The 23,425-nt window shown below is 59.0% G+C and carries 17 protein-coding genes; 2 read left to right on the top strand and 15 right to left on the bottom strand.

What is annotated here, in order from left to right; all coding sequences use genetic code 11:
- Window positions 1-59: 59 nt before the first annotated feature.
- Together QMX84_RS03680 and QMX84_RS03675 are read right to left on the bottom strand one after the other, a co-directional pair.
- Window positions 60-1,196: a glycerate kinase gene (locus QMX84_RS03680; RefSeq protein WP_282363183.1), complete on the bottom strand. Its 1,137-nt coding sequence runs from the start codon at window positions 1,194-1,196 to the stop codon at window positions 60-62.
- Between the two features lie 120 nt (window positions 1,197-1,316).
- Window positions 1,317-2,414, bottom strand: coding sequence for a sugar diacid recognition domain-containing protein (locus QMX84_RS03675; protein WP_282363182.1), 1,098 nt, complete (start codon window positions 2,412-2,414; stop codon window positions 1,317-1,319).
- Window positions 2,415-2,572: 158 nt separating this feature from the next.
- Here QMX84_RS03675 and QMX84_RS03670 point away from each other — a divergent pair, with 158 nt between their 5' ends.
- Window positions 2,573-3,886 carry an MFS transporter gene (locus QMX84_RS03670; protein WP_123749253.1) on the top strand — a complete coding sequence of 438 codons (1,314 nt, stop codon included), beginning with the start codon at window positions 2,573-2,575 and terminating at the stop codon, window positions 3,884-3,886.
- A gap of 75 nt (window positions 3,887-3,961) precedes the next feature.
- Here the strand turns inward: QMX84_RS03670 and QMX84_RS03665 are convergent, their stop codons facing one another.
- From QMX84_RS03665 to QMX84_RS03640, 6 genes are all read right to left on the bottom strand, one after another.
- Window positions 3,962-5,173: an amino acid deaminase gene (locus QMX84_RS03665; protein WP_282363181.1), complete on the bottom strand. Its 1,212-nt coding sequence runs from the start codon at window positions 5,171-5,173 to the stop codon at window positions 3,962-3,964.
- Window positions 5,174-5,189: 16 nt separating this feature from the next.
- On the bottom strand, window positions 5,190-5,579 hold the full coding sequence (locus QMX84_RS03660; RefSeq protein WP_048372043.1) for a RidA family protein: 390 nt from the start codon (window positions 5,577-5,579) through the stop codon (window positions 5,190-5,192).
- A 52-nt stretch (window positions 5,580-5,631) separates the two neighbouring features.
- Window positions 5,632-7,884 carry an ATP-dependent DNA helicase gene (locus QMX84_RS03655; protein WP_282363180.1) on the bottom strand — a complete coding sequence of 751 codons (2,253 nt, stop codon included), beginning with the start codon at window positions 7,882-7,884 and terminating at the stop codon, window positions 5,632-5,634.
- Entirely contained in the window at window positions 7,881-9,530 is a 1,650-nt protein-coding gene (locus QMX84_RS03650; protein ID WP_282363184.1) for a VRR-NUC domain-containing protein, read from the bottom strand. The genes QMX84_RS03655 and QMX84_RS03650 overlap by 4 nt, the downstream gene beginning before the upstream one ends.
- 157 nt (window positions 9,531-9,687) lie before the next feature.
- A complete protein-coding gene (locus QMX84_RS03645) occupies window positions 9,688-11,130 on the bottom strand; it encodes a hypothetical protein (protein ID WP_282363179.1) in 1,443 nt (480 codons plus the stop codon).
- A 319-nt stretch (window positions 11,131-11,449) separates the two neighbouring features.
- Window positions 11,450-12,466 (bottom strand): zinc-dependent alcohol dehydrogenase family protein, encoded by a 1,017-nt coding sequence (locus QMX84_RS03640; RefSeq protein WP_048372037.1) that lies wholly within the window; start codon window positions 12,464-12,466, stop codon window positions 11,450-11,452.
- Window positions 12,467-12,755: 289 nt separating this feature from the next.
- Here QMX84_RS03640 and QMX84_RS03635 point away from each other — a divergent pair, with 289 nt between their 5' ends.
- Window positions 12,756-13,670 (top strand): LysR family transcriptional regulator, encoded by a 915-nt coding sequence (locus QMX84_RS03635; RefSeq protein WP_048372035.1) that lies wholly within the window; start codon window positions 12,756-12,758, stop codon window positions 13,668-13,670.
- Between the two features lie 114 nt (window positions 13,671-13,784).
- Here QMX84_RS03635 and QMX84_RS03630 read toward each other — a convergent pair whose 3' ends face one another.
- The 7 genes from QMX84_RS03630 to QMX84_RS03600 all read right to left on the bottom strand — a co-directional run bounded on the left by QMX84_RS03630 (window position 13,785) and on the right by QMX84_RS03600 (window position 23,317).
- Window positions 13,785-16,001 (bottom strand): TonB-dependent siderophore receptor, encoded by a 2,217-nt coding sequence (locus QMX84_RS03630; protein WP_282363178.1) that lies wholly within the window; start codon window positions 15,999-16,001, stop codon window positions 13,785-13,787.
- Between the two features lie 115 nt (window positions 16,002-16,116).
- Window positions 16,117-17,109 carry a siderophore ABC transporter substrate-binding protein gene (locus tag QMX84_RS03625; RefSeq protein ID WP_282363177.1) on the bottom strand — a complete coding sequence of 331 codons (993 nt, stop codon included), beginning with the start codon at window positions 17,107-17,109 and terminating at the stop codon, window positions 16,117-16,119.
- Window positions 17,110-17,123: 14 nt separating this feature from the next.
- A complete protein-coding gene (locus QMX84_RS03620; protein ID WP_282363176.1) occupies window positions 17,124-17,885 on the bottom strand; it encodes an ATP-binding cassette domain-containing protein in 762 nt (253 codons plus the stop codon).
- Window positions 17,882-18,832, bottom strand: a complete 951-nt coding sequence (locus tag QMX84_RS03615; RefSeq protein ID WP_282363175.1) for an iron chelate uptake ABC transporter family permease subunit — start codon at window positions 18,830-18,832, stop codon at window positions 17,882-17,884. Before QMX84_RS03615 ends, QMX84_RS03620 begins: the two co-directional genes overlap by 4 nt.
- Entirely contained in the window at window positions 18,829-19,770 is a 942-nt protein-coding gene (locus tag QMX84_RS03610; RefSeq protein ID WP_282363174.1) for an iron chelate uptake ABC transporter family permease subunit, read from the bottom strand. The genes QMX84_RS03615 and QMX84_RS03610 overlap by 4 nt, the downstream gene beginning before the upstream one ends.
- Window positions 19,770-21,536, bottom strand: a complete 1,767-nt coding sequence (locus QMX84_RS03605) for an ABC transporter ATP-binding protein (protein ID WP_282363173.1) — start codon at window positions 21,534-21,536, stop codon at window positions 19,770-19,772. The genes QMX84_RS03610 and QMX84_RS03605 overlap by 1 nt, the downstream gene beginning before the upstream one ends.
- Window positions 21,530-23,317: an ABC transporter ATP-binding protein gene (locus QMX84_RS03600; RefSeq protein WP_282363172.1), complete on the bottom strand. Its 1,788-nt coding sequence runs from the start codon at window positions 23,315-23,317 to the stop codon at window positions 21,530-21,532. Before QMX84_RS03600 ends, QMX84_RS03605 begins: the two co-directional genes overlap by 7 nt.
- Window positions 23,318-23,425: the final 108 nt, after the last annotated feature.

The following is a 23,425-nucleotide window of genomic DNA, read 5'->3' as shown; positions in this document are numbered from 1 at the left end:
CTTTTGATCTTTAAAAAGATCGCGAGGCAAGCTCGCTCCTACAGAGGGGCCGGTAGCGGTTACAGGGAGCGCAAAGTCAACAAACGGGCGATGTCGCGGGCGCGGTCGGTGAGCAATTGTGCTGCCTGGGCGCAGGCGTCTTCGAGGCTCATCGGGCCGCTGGTCAAGGCGAAGGCGGCGTGTATGCCATGGGCGTACAAGGCCTGATAGCCCTCGCCCAATGTCCCGGCCAAAACCACCACCGGCACGCCGTGGGCCTGGGCGATACGGGCAACACCAAACGGGGTTTTGCCACGCAGGGTCTGCGCATCAAAACGCCCCTCCCCGGTGATCACCAGGTCTGCGCCCTTGACCGCTTCGGACAAACCAACCAACTCAGCAACCACCTCGACCCCGGCACGAAATTGCGCGCCAAAGAACGCTTTGGCGGCAAAACCAAGCCCGCCCGCTGCACCCGAACCCGGCTCATCACGTACATCCTTAGGCAAGACCTTGGCGCAATGATCGGCAAAGTGCCCGAGGGCTTGATCCAGCAGGCGCACTTGCTCAGGCGAGGCACCTTTTTGCGGGCCAAAAATGGCGGACGCGCCATGCTCGCCGCACAGCGGATTATTGACGTCAGCCGCGATTTCAAAACGCACGTCATTCAAACGTGGGTCCAGACCGGTCAGGTCAATGCGCGTCACGTTGGCCAAGGCCAGGCCGCCATGGGCCAGAGGTTGGTCCTGGGCATCGAACAAACCCAGACCCAACGCTTGCAGGGCACCGGCACCGGCGTCGTTGGTGGCGCTGCCGCCGATGGCCAGGATGATGCGCCGAGCCCCGGCATCCAGCGCGGCCTTGATCAACTCACCGGTGCCGAATGTGCTGCTGATGCAGGCGTCGCGCTCATTGCGAGCGACCAACTGCAAGCCGCTGGCCTCGGCCATTTCAATGATTGCGGTGCGGCTGTCCGGCAGCCAGCCCCAGTTGGCCTCGACCGCAGTACCCAAAGGCCCTTGCACGCGATTACGGCGCAGTTGCCCGTTACCGGCGGCGACAATCGCATCCACCGTCCCTTCGCCACCATCGGCCATGGGGCACGTGATCAACTGCGCATCCGGCAGCACATCGCTGAATCCGGCAGCAATGGCATCGGCGACTTTTTCAGCGCTCAGGCTGTCTTTGAACGAGTCGGGGGCAATCACGATTTTCATGGGGCGAATCTCCAGTTCTTATGCCTTCCATGCTGCCAGTAATCAGCTGCAAACACGCCGGTCTGGTGCACAAGCAATCACAGGGTTTGTTGTTCATTTTTACAACCGCAGCCGTGCAGGCTAGCTGTGTGGCAGCAATTGCACCCCCAGGTACAGCGCCAGCATGCCGTTGAGGCTTAACGGATCAACCCCGCTCAACTCGGCAATACGCTCCATGCGGTAGCGCAGGCTGTTGCGGTGAATGCCTAGCGCATCGGCACATGGCTGGCTCTGGCCGTCGTGTTCGCACCAACTGCGCAGGGTTGAGATCAGTTGGCCGTTACTGTCTTTGGCCACCACTTTGTGCAGCGGCCCTAACAGCTCTTCGAGGGCATCGTCGTTGCGATGGCGCCACAACATCACTGGCAAGCGATAACGATTGAGCGTCAAGACACGCGTCTGCGGCAACACATCCCGCCCATAAGCCAGCAAGTCACCGACCCGTCGATAGCAGCGACGTAAGCCCTTCAAGCCGTCGGCCTGACCACCTGCAGCAACGCGCAAGACGTTCCAGCCCAGACCATCAAGGCGTTCAAGCAAACGCAGGTCATCCAGTACGGTGGTCGACGGCCGACACCACAACAACGAACCGGGAGCCGGGGTCACGCACCAGCTGTCCGGATAGCGAGCCTGCAACCAGGCACTCAAGGCTTCGGCGCTTTGCCCCGCGCCCAACTCAAACAAAAATGGAATGCGTGATAACTGCGGCTTAAGCCCCAGCTGTTGGGCTTCATCAATCAGCCGGGGCGAGTCGCCTGCATCACTGAGCAATAAAGCCACCAGGTCATCGCAACGCTGCCGCCGCCATTGTTGTTCGGCCTGCTGGTGACGCTGGCCCACCAGCATTTCAGCGGTCATGCGCACCAGCGCGGCATAAGTGCGCAGCAACTCGGGCTCGCCGGTCAGCCCGAGCACGCCAATCAGGCGCTGGTCGAGCAATAAAGGCAGGTTGATACCCGGCTGCACGCCCTTGAGGTGCTTGGCCGTTTGCGTGTCAATCTCGACCACCCGTCCGTTGGCCAGGACCAGTTGTGCACCTTCGTGCCGAGTATTAATGCGCTCTGGCTCACCGCTGCCTAGAATCAGGCCCTGGCTGTCCATCACGTTTACGTTGTACGGCAAAATGGCCATCGCTCGATCAACGATGTCCTGCGCCAGATCATGATCCAGTTCAAACATGGGGTGACAATCCTTGGAAACATTTGTTCATGGGCACAGGCGGCTGGCCAAAAGGCTGTGCATTGGCACAAAGACAGCAACGCCGAGGTGACCGAGACTCATGCAGCGATCAACGTTAACCTCGGATCGTGAAAAAACATAATAAAGAGAGACAAAAGATGTCACAGAGCGCCAACACGACGCTGATCAGCGATGACGACAAAAACGCCATCTACAAGCGCATCACCCTGCGCTTGATCCCCTTTATCTTCATCTGCTACCTGTTCAACTACCTCGACCGGGTCAACGTTGGATTTGCCAAGCTGCAGATGCTCGACGCACTCAAGTTCAGCGAAACCGTATACGGCCTGGGCGCCGGTATTTTCTTTATCGGCTATGTGCTGTGCGGCGTGCCGAGCAACCTGGCCCTGACCCGCTTCGGCCCACGGCGCTGGATTGCGGTGATGATGATCACCTGGGGCGTGCTTTCGACCTGCCTGATGTTCGTCACCACACCGACCCAGTTCTACGGCCTGCGCCTGCTCACCGGCGCCGCCGAAGCGGGCTTCTTCCCCGGCGTAGTGCTGTACCTCTCGCAGTGGTTCCCGACCTTCCGCCGTGGCCGCATCATGGCGTTGTTCATGTCGGCCATTCCGGTGTCAGGTTTGCTCGGCGGGCCTTTCTCCGGGTGGATTCTTAGCCATTTCGCGGCAGGCCAAGGCGGCCTGGCAGGCTGGCAGTGGATGTTCCTGTTGCAAGGGATTCCGACCGTGCTGCTGGGCGGCCTGGCGATTTTCCTGCTAAGCGACAGCTTCGCCAATGCCAAATGGCTGAGCGCCCACGAGCGCGCGGTACTGGAAGCCGACCATCAGCTGGACGCCGCCAATCGTCCCTCCACAGCGACGGATTCGCTCCTGGCGGTGTTCAAGAACCCGGCCATCTGGGCATTTGGCTTGATCTACTTCTGCATTCAGAGTGGCGTGTACGCGATCAACTTCTGGCTGCCGTCGATCATCAAAAATCTGGGCTTCAATGACGCTCTGGTGATTGGCTGGATCAGCGCGATCCCGTACTTGCTGGCGGCAGTGTTCATGCTGTTGGTGGGGCGTTCTGCCGACCTGCGCAAAGAGCGGCGCTGGCACTTGGTGGTGCCGATGCTGATGGGCGCAATCGGATTGATCATTGCGGTCAACTTCGCGACCCAGCCGGCCATTGCGATTTTGGGCCTGACCATCGCAACCATGGGCGCCCTGACCGGCCTGCCGATGTTCTGGCCGGTGCCGACCGCCCTGCTCAGCGCGGGTGCGGCAGCGGGTGGCCTGGCCTTGATTAACTCGATGGGGCAGATGGCGGGCTTCCTGAGCCCTTACCTGGTCGGGTTTGTCAAAGATGCGACCGGCTCTACGGACGTGGCCTTGTACATGCTGGCTGCCGTGATTGTCGGTGGCAGCCTGCTGGCCTTGCGCATGACCCGGGGCATGACCAACGCCTGATGGTTCACGCTTTTGCTTCGCGATCTTTTGGATTTTTAAGATCAAAAGATCGCGAGGCAAGCTCGCTCCTACGGGTTAGAACTCGATATCCAGCTGTTCAACCACGTTGAACTGCTCGTCTACCAGGCAACCGACGCGCCATTTGTCGAAGGTCAGACACGGATGTGAGGTACCAAAGCTGATGATGTCGCCGATGGTCAACTCAATGCCAGGGGCAACAGTCATAAAGGCATGCTGGTCCATCACGGCAGTGACCCGGCATTCGCGGACGTCATCGCCCAACGCAGGCACTACGCCTTCGCGGTAACGTTTTAGCGGCATCGGCAAGCCCGCATCGTAGGCCACATCACGTTTGCCCAAGGCAACAACGGCAAAGCCCGGCTCGGGCAGCGATTGCACGTGGGCCCAGACTTCCAGGGCCGGACGCAGCCCCTCGTGCAGGTCGCTGCGCCTGTCCAGCACACAGAATTGCGCCTCTTTGTAAATGCCGTGATCGTGAACCACGTAGCTGCCGGGGCGCAGCACGCTGAGGAATCGCCCGCTGGCCGACTCGGCGGCGAAGGCTTCGGCAATCAAGTCATACCAGGCAGACCCCGACGCCGTGATGATCGGTTTATCGAGGGCAAAGGCGCCGTCTTTTTGCAGATGCAGGGCCAAACGCACCAGCGACGCTGCGAAAGCACGAATCTCGCTGATCGCTGTGTCACCACGAATCACCCCTTCGTAGCCTTCAATGCCCGTCAACGCAAGGGCTGGCTGGGCGTTGATCGCCGCCGCCAGAGCCAGCACTTGCTCCTCTGTGCGACAGCCGCAACGCCCGCCGACCACGCCGTACTCGATCATCACGTTGAGACGCTGACCGCGCCCGGTAAAGAACGCGCCCAATGCTGCGACGTTGTCCGGGTGATCCACCATGCAGTAGAACTCGAACGCCGGGTCCGTTTGCAGCTCGGCTATCAGTGCCATGTTCGGCTGACCCACCAACTGGTTGGCCATCAGCACGCGGCGCACGCCGGCGGCATAGGCGGCACGGGTTTGCACCGCAGTGCCCAAGGTCATGCCCCAGGCGCCCTGCTCCAGCTGGCGGCGAAACAAGGCCGGGGCCATGCTGGTTTTGCCGTGCGGGGCCAGCACTGCGCCGCTGCGGGTTACGAAGTCCTGCATCCAGCGAATGTTGTGTTCCAGCGCCGCACGGTGGATCACCAGCGCAGGCAAGCTGACGTCACGCAGCAGATTGTCGGCACGTTTGCCGGCGCCCTTGGGCACCAGCGCAGTATTGAGTGGCATCGGTATACCTCGTGTGTCAGACCTTGGCTTTGTAGGCGATGCAGTCGATCTCGACCTTGCAATCGACCATCATCATGGCCTGAACGCAGGCGCGGGCCGGGGCATGTTCGCTTTTGAAGTACGACGCAAACACCTTGTTAAAACTCCAGAAGTCACGCGGATCTTGCAACCAGACGCCGGCACGCACCACATCTTCCAGGCCGTAACCGGCTTCTTCGAGAATCGCAATGAGGTTTTGCATGGTCTTGTGGGTTTGCTCAACAATCCCGCCATTGATGATTTCACCGTTTTCCATAGCCACCTGACCCGACACGTGCAGCCAGCCATCGGCCTCGACGGCGCGGGCGAATGGCAAGGGTTGACCACCGGCGCCCACAGCGCCAGTACCGTAACGTTTGATGCTCATATAAGCAGGCTCGGTTAGTGAACAGGCTGGCAGTGTGGCACACGCCACGCCATCAGCCCAATTGCCACCAACCGGGCAGCAGTTGCTGCACCTTGGGCTCGGCAAAGCGGTCATCGATCAAGAACAGCGTGCCTTGGTCGCTTTGGGTGCGGATCACGCGCCCGGCGGCCTGGACGACTTTTTGCAGGCCTGGATAGAGGTATGTGTAGTCATACCCCGCGCCAAACAGCCCGGCCATGCGCTGCTTGATTTGCTCATTGACCGGGTTCAATTGCGCCAGCCCAAGGGTGGCGACAAATGCACCGATCAGCCGCGCCCCAGGCAAGTCGATGCCCTCGCCAAACGCACCGCCCAGCACGGCGAAGCCAACACCTTGGCTGGCCAGGGTGAACTGATCCAGAAAGCCTTGGCGCGCGGCTTCGTCCATGCGTCGTGATTGCGACCACTGCGGCACCTGTGGATGGCGTTCGGCGAGCAACTCTGCAACCTGTTGCAGGTAGTCAAAACTGCTGAAAAACGCCAGATAGTTGCCGGGGCGCTGAGCGAACTGAGCCGCGATCAATTCGACGATGGGCGCCAAGGACGCTTCGCGGTGCACATAGCGGGTCGAGATCTGGCTGACCACCTGCACCTTCAATTGTTGAGCACTGAACGGCGATTCGACGTCGATCCAGACCGTATCGGCAGGCAACCCCAGCAGGTTGGCGTAGTAAGGGCGCGGGCTCAGGGTGGCAGAAAACAAAACGTTACTTTGCGCGCTGGCCAGCCGTGGGCCGATGAATCCCGCCGGGACAATGTTGCGCAGGTTGAGCTGTGACACCCGCCGCCGGCCAACATCGCGCACGCTGACGTCGAACAAAAAGTGCTGGTCAAACAGCTCTGCGACCCGATTGAACTGCAAGGCTTCGAAATAGAAGGCTTGCAGGTTGCCGGTCAGCCCTTGCGGGTGATCGTTGAGGTAGTCACCGATTGCCGTTATGCAGCCCGACAAGGCGCTGAGCCATTTAGCCGGCAGTTGCGGATGCACCTGATAAGGCCCGGTTTGCTCCTTGTGCAGCGCATTCCATTCGCGATTGAGGCGCTTGAACGGCTTGTCCAGCGGCGCCGGGGCGTTTTGCCGAACGCTGTTGAGGGTCTGTTGATCGAGGCTGGCGCTGTACATCTGCCGCGCCCGCTCCACCAGGTTATGGGCTTCGTCGACCAGCGTCGCGACCCGCCATTGATTGGCTTGGGCCAGGCCGTATAGCAAGGCCGTAAAGTCGAAATAGTAGTTGTAATCGGCAATTACCAGATCAGCCCAGCGGGCCATTTCCTGGCTCAGGTAGTACGGACACACCTGATGGTCCAAGGCGACGCTGCGCAGTGTCTGCTGGTCCAGCGGTGACTGGCCAACAGCCGCCTGACGCGCAGCGGGCAGGCGATCATAAAAGCCCTTGGCCAACGGGCAGGCATCACCATTGCAGGCGTTTTCGGGGTATTCACAGGCCTTGTCCCGCGCCACCAGTTCCAGCACGCGAAACGGGCTCTGCGAGCCTGCCGGGTACAGCACTTGTGCGGCATCCAGCGCCAATTTGCGGCCGGGCGTCTTGGCGGTCAGGAACATCAGCGTGTCGAGTTGTTGCTTGGGCATGGCCTTGATCAAAGGGAACAAGGTACCTATGGTTTTGCCGATGCCAGTGGGGGCCTGGGCCATCAGGCAGCGGCCGCCGCTGGCAGTTTTGTACACGGCCTCGGCCAGGCTGCGTTGCCCGGTACGAAACTGCGCATGGGGGAAGACCAACTGTTGCGCCGCCTCATCACGTGTCTGACGATGGCGCATTTCTTGTTCGGCCCAGTTCAGGAACAGCGAGCATTGCTGATTAAAGAACTGTTCGAGGTCGGCAGCCTTCCAGGTTTCTTCGACGCGTGTTTCTTTTTCGCTAACGATATCGAAGTACACCAGCGCCAAATTCACCTGGGGTAGTTGCAGGCTTTGACACAGCAGCCAGCCATACACCCGGGCCTGAGCCCAGTGCAGTTGCCGATGGTTGGCAGGGATCGAAGCAAAGTCGCCGCGAAAGGTTTTCACCTCTTCTAGTACATTACCCAGCGGGTCATAACCGTCGGCACGGCCGCGCACGGTCAAGCTCTGGTACTGGCCTTCAAGGCTCACTTCGGTTTGATACCCGGCACTGCGCCGAGAGGCCACCGTGCGATGCCCGGCAATGCCCTGCTGAGCCGTGGGCGACGGGGTAAAACGCAAGTCAAGGTCGCCGACCTTGGCCGTGAACTCGCACAAGGCGCGTACTGCCACGCGATAACTCAAGCGCTCAGATCCAGCCATTGCACGTAACACACTGTGACCGGCATCTGATGTTGCTCGCACAGCGCGAGCCAGCGCAGTTGGTTATCTTGCAGGCGGTCACCGGGACCTTTAACTTCGATCATGCGGTAGGTCTTTTGCGCGGGCCAGAACTGAATCAGGTCAGGCATGCCGGCACGATTGGTTTTGATGTCTTGCAACAAACGCTTGAACCAGACTTTCAAATGCTCAGGCGGCAAGCACAGCAGAGCATCGTCCAAGAGGCTTTGGCTCACATAGTCCCAGGCCACAAAAGGTGACTGCACACCGAACTTGGCGGCGTAGGTGGCGCGTATGGTGTGTTGGTATTGCAGGCTGTCCAACTGCGCCAGGCAGGCGTCGAACAAGTCTGCACGCCGGGAAAAGAAATCTTGATCGAGCAAATCGGCCGGGCCGCTTTGATAAGGATGAAAAAACGCCCCCGGCAGCGGTGCGAAAATCGCCGGCCAGCACAGCAAGCCAAACAGACCGTTGATCAAGGTATTTTCGACGTAGTAAACCGGAGCTTCAGGCGCTTGCAGGTGGTTAACCACTTTGAACTCAACCGACAGAGGTTCATCACGATCGAGGCTCAGGTCCAGGCGCTCGATCGGTTGCGCCTTGGGTCGTTCCAGCGCCGCCAGGCCTAGCTTGCGGCGCAAACGGGGCAGCATGCGCAGCAATTGCTGTTGCTCAGCGTCGGTAAAAGGCGCATCCGCACTGGGCTCGGTCAACGCCATGGCCTGTTCAAACTCACCCAGCAGCTCAAGCACCCGAACCATGCGCAAACGCGCCTCAGGGTGCTGGCTATCACGGTAGACCCGTAAAGCCTGGGCCAACGCCCCTGCCCGCTCGTGGAACTGGCCGATTTGAAACAACAAACGCGCTCGACGGCGTTGCAGCCAGCGGTTGTCACTGTGGTATTCCAGCACCCTGCCCTGTATGTCCTGCACATCGCCGCCCGCTTCAAACGCCTCACGACAAGCGTAGAGGTGCAGGTAGCCGTCGATATCAGCCCGGCAGCGCAAGGCACGTGATTCCGGGCTGAACGCCACTGTTTCGTAATTAAAAAGGCCCAGATCAGCCAGTACCAGGTCCGGCCAGCCCTGGCTCAGGTTGCCAAAGAACATTAACCGCAAACGATCGCTCAAGTCCCGGTGATTAAGGGTGTAGAGCTGTTCATCCAGTGCAGGATGCCATTCGTTAAAGCTTTGCTGATGGTTAAAATCGGCAGCAAGATCCTCCAGCCACGCGGTCTTTTTACCTTTGGGCTGAGTGATATGCGCACTGAAACGACCGAGGATCTCGGGCTTGGTCAGCACCTCAAACACCTCGGTCAGTACCAAGGGCGCCTGATCCCTCACCCAGTCGCCCTCCACCAAAGGCCGCGCAGCCGAGCGAATATCGCCGATTTCTGCATAACTGAGCTTGCTCGCGCGAAAATGCGCGCCTTTGCGCATCACCATACGCACCCACAGTGCTTGTGAGGGCGTTGGCAACTGGCCAAAACCGGCGATAAATTGCTGTTCTTCAGGGCTCAGGACATCCTCATACCGGACTGCAACCCAGGCGAGTACATGCTGAAAGTTTTTGAGGTAGTAAAACGGGTCTTGTAGGGGATCAGAAATCACAGGCACAACAAACCACTGGCTTTGGTTACTGGTTATGCATACAGATAGCAGTTCGCCTACCCGCCTGGCAAACCCTATTGGATGAGCGGCCGGGAAGTTCCCGTGTGGTAGCCGCTGACCCGGGACCAGGCAGCGGCTTCAGATTTACGGTTGAACCTCAGAGCTGCTTGTCTGGGTCATGCATCCACAGTGCGGCAATCAAGGACTTACCGGCTGAGAAGTCTGTTTTTGACATACCGAACAGCACACGAAGTGATGACACAGGTAGCCCGCTGACTGATTCAAGCCACTTTACATCAGCCTCAGACGCGGCATTTTCCTCCATCAGGGTCTGTCGCAAGTCATTGCGTACATGGAGTTTTTCGGGATGACGCTGTTGTAAAAACACTTCGAGGCCGCTTGCCTGATCCACAAACGGTGAATACAGAGCGCAGATCAGATGTTCATCGGTCATGCCATGAAGTTCGGCCAGATAGTGAGTAATGGTTTGTCGCAGCCTTTCTATGCGCTTTGGCGTATTAAAACTGCCGCCCAACTTTTTAATCACCTGACCTTTATAACGTTCGTTAGTTTGATTGTCAGCGCTGGCCTTGCGCAAAAAATCTTGCACTCCAACATGGTACTCATCCCCGCAGTGACAGACACCGCGAATGCCCTGTATGTGCGCCGACAATAAAACAACAGCAGCCTGGGGCTCTTCAATATCCAGAACCTTTACATTCCATGAGCCTTCTACAAACATCAGCACTTGCGAATGCAACATATCGACTTCATAAGAGAGGCAATCAAACACGTTGATAATATTAATTTCGCTGTCTGCGCTGTGTGCACCCAACAGATTCAACGGTACAGGAAGGCGCAACCAGTGTTTAAAGTCATCATCCAGCTTTGAACATAATTTAACTGCACTTTCAAAGCCTTGGGCATACAGAGCATTAGCCGCATGCCCCTGTTTAAGCGCTACTTGCCGTATCCATTGAGTGTATTCACCCAGGTGTTCAGGTGGGCGGCGATCAATCAACGCATCAACGTGCCCACCCCATTCGCAGGCGCGCCGGTAAAGCTTGGCCCGTGACAGCAGATCGGCATAAAAGAACGTCGCTCGGGGCGCAGCTTCCGAGAGATGTCCGGCCATCAGTATTTGTGTGCGATCCATGACCGACGCCAAGCGCTCAAAGGCTATCGGTATGTGTTTGTCCAACCGCCTGACTTGCGTCTCATCCACCAGCAGCAGTTCCACTGTTGGATCGTCATACACAAACAACTCATTGCATTGTGTCTGTATTCGCGCCATGACATTGGTCGTGACACGAGGCTGACGCAATACGGCAATACGCAAAGTAAATGTTTCGGGGGTACGACCGGCAATACTCAGTTGGGCTGCACGTAAAAAAGCCAAGGTGTAAGCGCATTCTTTGCCGCCTTCATGGACCACCATGACCCGATAACTTCCAATCCGTTCCAGCCCTCCTGCGGCGACTAATATGCGTTGAACCAACAGTTGCAACGCAATGCGTTCGGGACGACTAAAAAACCCCAGCAGCCGGTGTAGAACTTGTTGATAAACAAAATGCATGGCTTGTTCATGAAAGTTGCTCATGGGCTATTCCTCCAGTTCGACCGCTGTATTATCGACAGCCCTCAGCGCCAAGCACACCGTTACCTAATGGGTTCACCTCATAACAGATGCGACCCACATATGCATAGGAATTCACCTACACATAAAACACACACAAAAGAATATTTTTCCAGTTTGGAAAAATCTAAACGAATTGATCCCCGATCATTAAAAACTGCCAGCATCACTATTCAATAAACAAAAGCAGGCCCATGTTTATTCATGCGCAACAAAAATGCCCTTGAACTCAAGGTTCAAGGGCAGGCTGTTTGCAACTGCAGTCAGTCTGTGGGTTTAAAAATTACCCCAGCTCCAGTGCCACACGTCCGCGGCATGGGCAATCGTCCATGTAGCGATGGGCTTCAACGAACTTATCGAAGGGGAACACTTTTACGTCCAGAGGTAGCAACACCCTGTCGGCGGTTAACTGGTTGATTTCACGCAGGGCGCGCTGGATGGCCTCTACGTCCTGGTCAATGCCCAACTCCGGCTTGCCAGTAAAGTTACCAATGCAATGCACAAAAAACTGAATATTCTTCTGAAAACAGGCACAGGCTGGCAGACGCGTCTGGTTGCCACCTTGCAGACCGTAGAGCACCAGGCTGCCGCGAGGTGCCAGCACGTCACCCAGCACTGACATTTGCGGACCACCCAGGCCATCAAATACGGCGTCCACGCCTCGGCTGTCGGTAATCTTGTTGACCTGCATCAGCAGGTCCTGCTCCTCGGTCACGATGACGTGATCGGCACCCAGGCCCAGCAGGTATTCGCGCTCTTCACTTTCTTTGGTCGCAGCGATGACCTTCGCTCCCAACGCTTTGCCCAACTGCACAAATGAGGGACCGGCACAGTGGCTGGCATCGGTAATCAATACCGATTGACCCGGCTTGATACGCGCCAGATCGACATAAGCGAAATAGGCTATCAACAGCGGGGTGTAATGGGTGCTGGCCTGCACCGGGGTCAAAATATCCGGATAACGGGTGAGCGCGGAACGCGGCATCACGATCTGCTCACCGTAAGTGGGGAACTCATTGGCGCTTTGAGCCGGGAAGCTCGCCACCTTATCGCCCACCGCCAAGTCATCAACGCCCTCACCCACGGCGGTAACAATGCCAGCCATTTCGTGGCCGATACCCGCCGGCAAACGCGCCGGGCTTGGCGCCAGGTTCTGGCGCCAGAGCACGTCATACCAACTGATACCTATCGCCTCGACACGCACCTGCACTTCGCCATGCGCAGGCACAGCGACAGGGTGCTCTTCGCACTTGAGCACCTCAGCTGGCCCAAACTTGTGAAAACGGATCGTGCGCGACATCACAAACCTCGCCTTATTAATCGCTAATACCACGGGACTTTATCCGGGCTTTGTGCGCAAGACTAACAGACAGCATTAATAGTCGACATGCCTGTCATTGATCCGGCGCGTTTTTTTAGCCGTGAAAAGCCGTGAACAGCGCCGCAAAAAACCTTCAAATTGCCGCCTATAAGCCCTGAAACACGACTCCTCAATCCAAGAAAGGCAATCTACCGAGTGACGATTTATGAACTTTGCCAGTAAGATCCATTACCTGACTTTCCGTTGACCCTTCAGTGAATCCCGCCAGATGAACCGTAACGACTTGCGTCGCGTCGATCTGAACTTGCTGATCGTCTTCGAAACCCTGATGCATGAACGCAGTGTGACCCGTGCCGCCGAAAAGCTTTTTCTGGGGCAACCGGCCATCAGTGCAGCCTTGTCACGCCTGCGCAATTTGTTTGACGACCCCTTGTTCGTGCGCACCGGCCGCAGCATGGAGCCCACAGCGCGGGCGATAGAGATTTTCGCGCTGCTGTCACCGGCACTCGACTCCATCTCCACCGCCGTCAGCCGTGCTTCAGAATTCGACCCGGCCACCAGCACCTCGGTGTTTCGTATTGGCTTGTCGGATGACGTTGAATTTGCCCTGCTGCCGATGCTGCTCAAGCGCTTGCGCGCTGAAGCCCCGGGCATCGTCCTCGTGGTGCGGCGAGTCAACTACATCCTCATGCCACCGCTGTTGGCGTCGGGAGAGATTTCGGTAGGCGTCAGCTACACCACCGACCTGCCCGCCAATGCCAAGCGCAAAGTCTTGCGCCGCAGCCGGTCCAAACTACTGCGAGCCGACACCATGCCCGGCGCCATGAGCCTGGACGACTTCTGCGCGCGGCCCCACGCACTGGTTTCATTTGCCGGCGACTTGAGCGGCTACATCGACACCGAACTGGAAAAAACCGGACGCAAGCGCCATGTGGTACTCGCGGTGCCGCAATTCAACGGTTTAAGCACACTGCTGGCAGGCACCGACATCGTCGCCATGGTCCCCGACTACACCGCCGAAGCCCTCACCGCCGCCGGCGGCGTACGTGCCGAAGACCCGCCGCTCGAGATCGAAAGCTTTGAACTGCACATGGCCTGGCGCGGGGCACAGGACAACGACCCGGGGGAACGATGGTTGCGGTCGAGGATTCAGATGTTTTTTGGGGATCCTGAGAGTCTGTAAAGAATGACAACAGTTGCTGTGAATATGCAGGAGTGAGATTGCCTCGCAATCGTTTGATTCTCCCCCCAACCAAAATCTGGCGGCACCTGCCGCCAGACATTCTTCCAAGCTAACTCAAAAATCCACCGAAGCCGAAAGCTCCACCGTCCGTGGCGCGCCCAGCCCCAGGCTGGACAGTAATGGCGTCCCCCAATAGGCCTTGTTGGCGACGTTGGTCACGCTGCCGCGCAAGGTGATCGGGCGGCTGGCCAGGTGGGTGGTGTAGCGGGTGCCAACGTCAAAGATGGTGTAGCCAGGGATCGATTGCGAGTTGTCAGCATTGATGTATTGCTTGGACACTGAGGTTGCGTTGGCGGTGAGGGTCAGGCCGTCGAGCACCGGGGTGTCCCATTCAACGCCCAGTTTGCCTTGTAATTTGGGCAAGCCGGTGGCCGTTTTGCCCTGGTTGATGCCGCCTGCGGTCTTGGTGAGTTTGGGGTCGACATGGGCCACGCCGCCCATGAGCCGCACGTCGTTCAGCGGCGCGCCGAAGAAGCCCCATTCAATCCCGCGATTGCGTTGTTCGCCGCCAAAGGAGAAAACGTTGGTGTCCGGGTCGGTATAGCTGCTGGGCCGCTTGATTTCATAGAGGCTCAGGGTATGGGTGAAGTCGCCGAGGTCCAGCTTGAGGCCGACTTCTTTTTGCTTGGATTTGTAGGGCGCGAACACATCCCCGGCATTCGCGGCTGTCATCGGCGCAGTGGCGCCTTTGCTCAGGCCTTCTATGTAGTTGGCATACACGGAGATATTGTCGGTGACCTTGATCAGTAATGCCGCTGCGGGTGTGGTGGCGGCTTCGTCATAGCGGCCGGTTCGTGCGCCGGTGCTGACGCTGAAGGTGTCGGTCAAGACTTGCTGACGACGTACCCCCAGGGTCAATTGCACCTGGTCTTCAAGCACCGATAAGGTGTCTGCCACGCCGTAACTGGTCAGGCGGGTTTCGCTGTGGGCAATGTACGGAAAGCTTTTATCCGCTGCCGGGCCCCAGACCGGGTTGTAGATGTTGGTAATCCAGTCCGCTCCGGGCACCTGCCTGCGGCCGTAGTCTTTTTGGGTGTCGCCGTAGTGCGTGGCGTTGATCGACCATTGATGCTTGATCGCCGCTGTCTGGAAGTTGCCTTTCAAGCCTGCTTCGCCTGAGGTTTTCTCCAGCTCCATTTTCAGTTGGCCCATGCTGGTCTTGAAGTCGCCTGCCTCGTTAAAGACCGTGGCCAACATGGTGCCGCTGTAGACATAACGGGTTTCGCTGGTGCCAAACGCCGCATAAGCCATAAGATCGTCAGTCAGGTCGTACTCACCGCGCACGATGGCGCCGTGATCCTTGGTCTGCACGTAGGCCCAGTCAGGGTTGAGCAAGGTATCGGACTTGGGTGGCTTGGGCACCGCCACCCCGGAGGCCAGGTTGATACCGCGGTTCTGCCCGCGAACACGGTCTTCACTCTCATACAGGTTGGCAGACAGACGCGCGCGCTCGCTTCGCCAGTCCAGACCGAGCGAGGTCAATTCGGCTTTGAGCTTTTGATGATCCACTGCACCGTCGCCATCCCGGTACACCCCGTTAAAGCGGACGCCGAACTGCTGATCTTCGCCAAAGCGCCGCCCCACGTCCAGGTGACCGCCAAACTGCGCATCGGACATATAAGTGCCGGTGAAGCGCGTTAACGGCTCGTTGCCTGCACGCTTGGGCACCAGGTTGACGGCACCCCCGACCGAACCTCCCGGCGGCATGCCGTTGAGCAGCGCAGACGGGCCTTTGAGCACCTCGATGCGCTCGTACATTTCCGGCGAAATCCGGTAGTAAGGGGCCACGCCATACAGCCCGCCGATGGTCACGTCGCTGATGTTGCTGGCAAAACCACGAATGGAATAGTTCTCGCTGAAGGTGCCGGTCAACCCGTTGCTGAACACCGCCGGGTCCGTGGCGGCAATCACTTGGGTGATGTTTTGCGCCTGGCGGTCGGCAATGTATTTTTCGGTGTAACTGACGGTACTGAATGGCGTTTCCATAAAATCTTTATTGCCCAGCAGGCCAACCCGGCTGCCATAGGCAACCTGCCCTCCCGCGTAGCTGGGGGGCAATTCGGACGGTAAATCCATTTCACCCTCAACCCTCGTCTCAGGCAGTGTCGAGACGGACTTTTCTTCGGTGTTCAAGGTGTCGGCATAGGCTGGCAAGCCGGCCACGGCCAAGGTCATGCCCAATAGCACGCGCTGTACGGCAGTGGCGGTGCGGCTCAAGGCAAAGTCTGCGCGAGGTGGCGCAATGCGGGTTGAAAAGTGATTTTTACGCACGCTAAGGCTCCATTCAACTGGGAAGTTGCTGGTTGTTGTTTATCTAAATAAAAAGGGTGTTTTTAATGAGAATCGTTAGATGGCCAATAAATGACTGGCCAAGGCCTGGCGCGGCTTAGCGCTGATAGCCTTTTTCAACGTCCTCAATCATCAATTTCAGCGAGGTCGGACTCGCGCCGGTCACGTACCAGGCCTGGGCATCGGCAAATATCACCTTGCCGTTCTTCCATGCTTTGGTCTGCTGCAGCAACGGGTTGCCCATGGTTTGGGCGTCCATCACCGGCCGACGCTCCATCACTGCCGTGCGGTCCACCACATAAATGATGTCGGGGTTAGCCTGCTGAATGAATTCGCTGGAAATCGGCTGACCATGCAGGCCCGCTTCGGCTGTCGCGCTAGCGGGTTTCACCCCCAGGGCATTGAAGATAAAGCCGTAGCGCGACTGCACGCCGAATGAACTGAAAGCGCCATTGTTGTGAAGCACCACCAGGGCTTTTTCGGGCCTTCCTTGCGTGAGATGCCTGACCTCTTCGACTTTGGCATCCAGCTCATCAACCTTCTGGCGGGCCAGCGCCTGCTTGTCGAAAATCTGCCCCAGGGTCAGCAAGTGGTCCTTGATGACGTCGATATGCCGCGCTTCGCTGTCGCGGTAGTCGACATCGAAATGGACGGTCGGGGCCATTTCGCTCAGCTCTTGATAGTGATTGGCCTGTAACGAGGTGATGAGGATCAGGTCCGACCTGGCCGCATACACGCGCTCAAGATTGGGCTGCACAATGGCGCCGACGTCTTCGACACTCGCGGCATCCTTGTAGCGGGCGAGAAAATGCGGGACAAAATCCTTTGGCATTCCCACCACCGGCACGCCGAGCTGGTCAAGAAAATCGACCTCGTTCATGTCAAGGGCGACCACCCGTTGCGGGGCGTGCTCGATCACCGTTGTGCCCAATTGATGCTGCACGCTGACCGGTGCATAAGCGCCCTGCCCCGCCTGCGCAGCAGGGCCGGCCTTGGTCGGTGTTGCCGGTTTGTCGTTGCAGCCCTGCACCGCAAAAGCTGCAGCTATCAGCAGGGCCAACGGCCACAAACGCTGGGTGTGAAGCGCCATGTTCAAGGTTCTCTCTAGGGGTTGAAGTAGTTGCACAGAAGCCCTCGCGGGCCCTGGCTGATGTCGAAGTCCAGACCGTACAGCTCGCTGAGCCGGGTTTCGGTAATCACCTGCTCAACGCTCCCGGCGCACTGCACCGCACCCGCCTTCATCGCCACGATGTGATCGGAATAGCTGGCGGCAAAGTTGATGTCATGCACCACCAGAATCACCGTGCGGCCGAACCCGTCGCAGAGTCGGCGCAGCGCACGCATGATCTGCACGGCGTGCTTGATATCGAGGTTGTTGAGCGGTTCATCGAGCAACAGGTAGTCGGTTTGCTGAGCAATCGTCATCGCCAAAAAGGCCATTTGCCGCTGCCCGCCGCTAAGCTCGTCAAGATAGGCATGGCGCAGCGGTTGCAGAGACAGAAACTCGATTGCCTCGCCGATCAGCCGCCGGTCTTCGGCGGTCAACGCCCCACGGCTGAACGGAAAGCGCCCAAACGCGACCAACTCCTCCACCGTCAAGCGCAAGTTGAAGTCTGGCGACTGGCGCAACGTCGCCACCCGCTTGGCGTACTCATTGATTGGCAAGCCCGTGACCGGGCGGCCTTCGAGGCGCACTTCGCCACGCCCCGGCGCCATCAGCCGCGCGATCATCATCAGCAACGTGGTCTTGCCAGCGCCGTTTGGGCCGATCAGCGAGGTCAGCCCGCCTCTTGGGAAACAGGCATTAACGTTGTTCAGTACGGTCTTGGCGCCATAGGCCTTATGGATGTCATGGACAGTAATCATGGGGTTCCTCGGGTACGCACCATCAACACCAGGAAGTACCCGCCGCACACCAGATTGACGAGGATGCCGACGGTGGTCTTGTAATTGAAAACATGCTCGACCAATAGTTGGGCGGCGATAAACATACCGACGGCAATCGCGCTGCCCAGCGCCAGGGTGACCCGGTGCCTGAAGGTGCGGGCCAGCGCATACGTGATGTTTGCGACAAAGACGCCCATAAAGGCTGTGGGCCCGAGCAAGCTGGTGGAAATCGCCACCAACGCCGCTATCAAGCCCAGGTGCAGGCGCACGTTGCGCTGGTAATCAACCCCTAGCGAAATGGCCTGATCGCGCCCAAGGGCGAGTACATCGAGGGTGGGTAAGGTCTTCCGGCCCACCAGGCAAACCGCCGCGACCAGCGCCCCGCAGAACAGTAACTGCGCAGGCTGCGCCCGATTGAAAGAAGCCTGGCTGAAGCCCTGCAACACAGAGAATTCACCGGGGCTGACCTTGAGCTGGACGAACTGGGTAAAGGTACTGATCACCATGGTCAGTACCAGGCCGACCAACAGCAGGAAATACACGTTGTTCTTGCCGTCCCGGAACAACCCGCGATGGATGCACCACGAATAGGCAAGCATCAGCAGCACGGACAGTAAAAAGTTACCGGAGACACCCAGCAGAACCGCGCTGTAAGTGCCGAGAAACAACACCAGCAAGGCCTGCAAGAGCAGATACACCGCCTCGTAGCCCATTATTGCGGGGGTCAATATGCGGTTGCCGGTAAGGGTCTGGAAGGTGATCGACGACCAGGCAATCGCCACCCCGCCGATCACCATGGCTGCGAGCCGGGCGAGCCGCTTGGGGATCACATAGTCAACGTCCAGGCCCGAGCGCAGGAACACAAACACCAGCGCCAACAAAACGACCGCGCCCCACACGGCATATCGGGGCAGCGCACGGCTCATCGGTGCCTCCAGATGATCAGCACGAGGAACAACACCCCGCCTACGCTGCCCGCAGTCAAACCGATGGGCACTTCGAACGGGTAAATAATCAGGCGCCCAAGAATGTCGCAAACCAACAGCAAGCACGCGCCACCCAGTGCCACGATGGGCAGCGTGCGCGCCAGGTTGTCGCCATAACGCAGCGCGACCAGATTGGGTATGACCAGGCCGACAAAGGGGATCGCGCCGACCGTAATCACCGTGGCAGACACCGTGACTGCCACCAGCAGCAATCCCAGCACCACGGTTGCCGGGTAGTTGAGCCCCAGGCTGGTGGCCATGCCTTCGCCCATGCCCACCACGGTGAAACGGTGGGCATACAGGTAGGTCAGAACAACAATCGGCAGAATCAAATAGATGATTTCGTAGCTGCCCTGCACCACCCGGGAAAAGTCCCCCAGCAACCAGCCCTGCATGCTTTGCATGATGTTATTGCGATAGGCATAAAACTCGGCAAAGGCGCTCAGTACGCCGCCATACATCAGGCCGATAACCGGGACCAATACCGTGCTTTTGAACTGGATGCGGCGGATCAGCAAGACAAAGATCAGGCCGGCAGCGAAACAAAACACCAAGGCGAACAGCATTCGCGCAGGCGCTCCGGCAGCGGGCGCCAGCGCCAATGACACGAGGATGCCGAGCTTGGCCGCATCCAGCCCGCCCGTGGTGCCCGGCTCGACGAATTTGTTACGCACAATATGTTGAAGAATCACCCCGCACACCGCCAGGCCAACCCCGGTCAGCACCAACGCGGCAAGACGCGGCAGGCGGCTGGCCGTGATCGTCAGCCAGGCATCGCCCGACGCTGAAAACAACTGCGACCACTGCAACTGCCGCGCCCCGACCAACAGCGACGCCAGGCAGAGCAAGGCAAACAGCACAGTCCATCGTGCACGCATCAGGCTTGCTCGCCGTTCGTGGGCACAGCAATACGCCAGCCCTTGGCCGTCCGGCGCTGCTGCAAAAACTGCGCATAACGGCCGTTGCTGGCGCGCAATGCTGTCGGGGAACCTTGTTCAACCAATTGGCCCTTATCGAGCACCAGAATCTGGTCCGCCATGGCCACCGTGGACAGTTGGTGCGCGATCACCACCAGGGTGTGCCGATCGCGCAGCCTGGCGAGTGTCTGGGCGATCACCTGTTGGTTCTCGGCATCCAGGGCAGCAGTGGCTTCATCGACCAGCAGAATGGGGGCGTTTTTGATCAGCGCCCGGGCAATCGCGATGCGTTGACGCTCACCGCCGGACAATTGCGCACCACCCTCACCCACCGGCGTATCGATGCCCTGAGGCAAACGTTCGATCAGTTCGCTGACCCCTGCCTGCTGCGCCGCATCGAGAATCTCGGCCAGGCTGGCGGCAGGTCTGCCGATACGAATGTTATCGGCAATGCTGCCTTGAAACAGATAAGTGTCCTGGAAGATCTGACTGATCTGGCTGGCCAGTTGCGCGCTGGACATCTGACGTACGTCCACCCCGCCAATCAGCACGCTGCCCTGGCTGGCATCGAAGAACCGCGCGAGCAAACGCACCAGCGTTGTCTTGCCGGAGCCGGAAGCACCAATCAGTGCCGTCATGCTGCCCGGCGCAATGCGCAGGCTAACGCCGTGCAACACTTCCGGCTGATCGGGCGCATAACGCATGCTGACCCCGCGCAACTCGATCGAAGCATCTGCCGGGGTCTGTGACTGCTCGGGTTCAGGCAATGGCGCAACGGTAAAAATGCTTTGTACTTGCTCAAGCTGGCCGTAGGCACCACGCACGGTTTCGGCATAGCTGGCCACGTCGAGCAGCGGATCGATGTAGCGGCTTGCCAACACCAGCGCGACCACAACAGCAATCACCGAACCGGTGTCCTGGGCAATGCCCAGTTGAGCGTTGAGCCAGATCACAGCCGCTATCAGCAATAGCGCAAAGATGGCCTGCACCCCCCAGGCGTTGAACACTACCGAGAGCGTGGACTGCAAGATCAGGCGCATGCCGGAGCGGCGCTGCCGGTCGATGGCGTGTTCCAGCAACTGCGTCCCACCGCCTTCGCCGTTAAAGGCGCGCAGCACCGACTGAGCCTGAGCGAACTCAACCATGCGCTGGCTGGCATCGGCAAAGTGCTGCTGGTAAGCCCGGCCGGAGTGTCGCCCCAGCCGTCCTGTTAACCACAGCGCGAGCACCAGCAGCGGCAGCCCCAGCAGTGCGATCAGGCCCAGCGGCCAGTGCAGCGCAAACAGCGCAGCGACCATTACCAGCGGCGTGACAGCGCCAGTGATGAGCGGCGTAAAGACATGCGCTGGCAATTGTGCAACCGCCATCACGCCGTGGGTAATCACATGCCCGAGGCGACTGGTATTTTGCGCGGTGAACCAGCCCAGCGGCAGGCACGCGACATGATCACCGATACGTTGCCGGGCGCCCTGCAAGATCGCCACACCCACCGCTACGCCGGCCTTGTCTACCTGGCGTCGCCAGGCCCAACACACCACCACGCCCGCCAGCGTCAGGCCCAGCCATAACCCGGCGCCCCGCACATCGTTGGCCAATAAATGCTGTAACACGGGGACCAGGGTGATAAGGGCCAGCCCGCTGAGCAGGCCATAGGCTACGGCCATCCACAGGTAGCGATGCAAGACTGGCGTGTCATCGCCCAGTAATTGAGCAAGGGGTTTTAGCATGACGGCACCGCCTGTTGTTCTGAATCCGTGTAACCACCCTGCGCCCACAAGCGCGCATAGACCCCCTTGCGCGCAAGGAGTTGCTGGTGCGAGCCCTGTTCATGCACCGTGCCGTTGTCGAGCACGATGATCTGGTCGGCATGCATCACCGTATCGAGCCGATGGGCGATCACCAGCAGCGTGCGGCCTTCGGCAAAGCGTGAAAGGGCTTCCTGGATCGCCACTTCGCTTTCGGCGTCGGCGGCGGCCGTGGCTTCGTCGAGTACCAACACGGGCGGATCAAGCAACACCGCGCGGGCGATGCTCAGACGTTGCTGTTCGCCGCCGGAGAGCTGTGCGTCTTCGCCGATCACGGCGTCATAACCGCGAGGTAACGCGAGGATTCGCTCGTGGATATTCGCGGTTCGTGCCGCCGCCTCCACCTCTAGCCGGGTGGCCGACGGCCTGCCCAAGGCAATGTTGTCGTGCACGCTGGCGTGGATCAGGCGCACCTCCTGCAAGACAAAACCGATGTGCCGGTACAGGCTGGAGGACTCGATGTGGCGAATGTCCACACCGCCCAGCGTGATGCGCCCCTCGGTGGGGTCAAAGAAGCGCAGCAGCAGTCGCGCCAGTGTCGATTTGCCCGCACCGGAGTAACCGACGATGGCCGTGGTGGTACCCGGTTTCAGCGTCAAATTGACGTCTGCAAGCACACGGCGCGCGGCGTCATAGGCGTAACCCACACGCTCAAAGCGGATCTCGTTGCCGTTGGGCGATGCCTGTTCACTTGGGTTCGGTTGCTCCAGCACCGGCGTATCCAGCAAGGTCTGCACACGCCGGGCAGCGCCGGTCGCGTGATTCAGGTCATGGGTGATGTAGTGCAACAGCAGCAAAGGGCCGCAAAGCCCCGGAGCTACCAAGGCAAACGGCAGCACATCGAGAGGCTCCATCCAGCCCAAGCCAACGAATACGGTGCCAAAGACCAGCACCATGCCCAGTACCGTGACCGGCGCAATCAGCGCATTGGCATTGGCCATCGGCGCCACCAGTGGCCGGGTGAAGCCGACAAAAGCCTTGGCGAAGGCATCAACCGCATCGCGGTAGCTGCGGGGAGCCCTGGCGCTGCCACTAAACGATTTGACCACGGCAATACCGTTGACGAATTCCACGACTGCGTTGTCAATGCGCCCCATGCCGGCCGCGAACGCCTGCATGTTCGCTTCACTGGCTTTCATGGCCCTGGCAAAAAACAGGAAAAACCCCCCAAGCGGCAGAAGCGAGACAATTGCCAGCCGCCAATCCAGCGCAAACAGGTAGATCAGCGCGATCAGAATGGCCCCGCCTGCACGGCCCAGTGTCGTGTAGAAATGCGCCGTCAGGCTGTGCAGCGTATTGATGTCGTCCTGCATTGCCTGCTTGACCTCACCCGAGGCCCGGCTGGTGAACCAGCCCAACGGTACCCGGCTCAGGCGTTGCGCAATCGCCACGCGCAAATGATGGGTGAGGCGGTTGTCAGCCAAATGCGCAATCAGCTCAGAGGCGGCGATCAACAACAAACCTGCACACAGGCTCGCCAGCCCGACCGTCACGGCCCACCACACCTGGGTTTGCAGCATGTCGGCATCGCTCAGAGCAAGCCGGGCGATGTGCGCAATCACCGCCAGCGGTACCAGCGTCAACATCGCACCGACAGCCGCAAGCATGGCGGCAATGATCAATCGTCCACGGACAGGCTTCAATAGCTGGCTGATCGGGCCACGCACCTTTGGTTTGGCCGAGGCCGGGTCAGGAGTTTCCATGGAATTCAAACGTCCGGAATTTCAGGAGAGCTGGAAAGCTCGCGCTTTCCTTCGCAGGGATACAAGCGTGGTCAGGGCTCTTGAAACGCCACTGTAAACGCCAATCTT

Origin of the sequence: Pseudomonas sp. PS01297 (assembly GCF_029959305.1) — a bacterium.
In the GTDB taxonomy this organism is placed as follows: Bacteria; Pseudomonadota; Gammaproteobacteria; order Pseudomonadales; family Pseudomonadaceae; genus Aquipseudomonas; species Aquipseudomonas helleri.
Note: the sequence above shows the minus strand (reverse complement) of the source record. Positions and strands in the feature narration are given on the sequence as shown.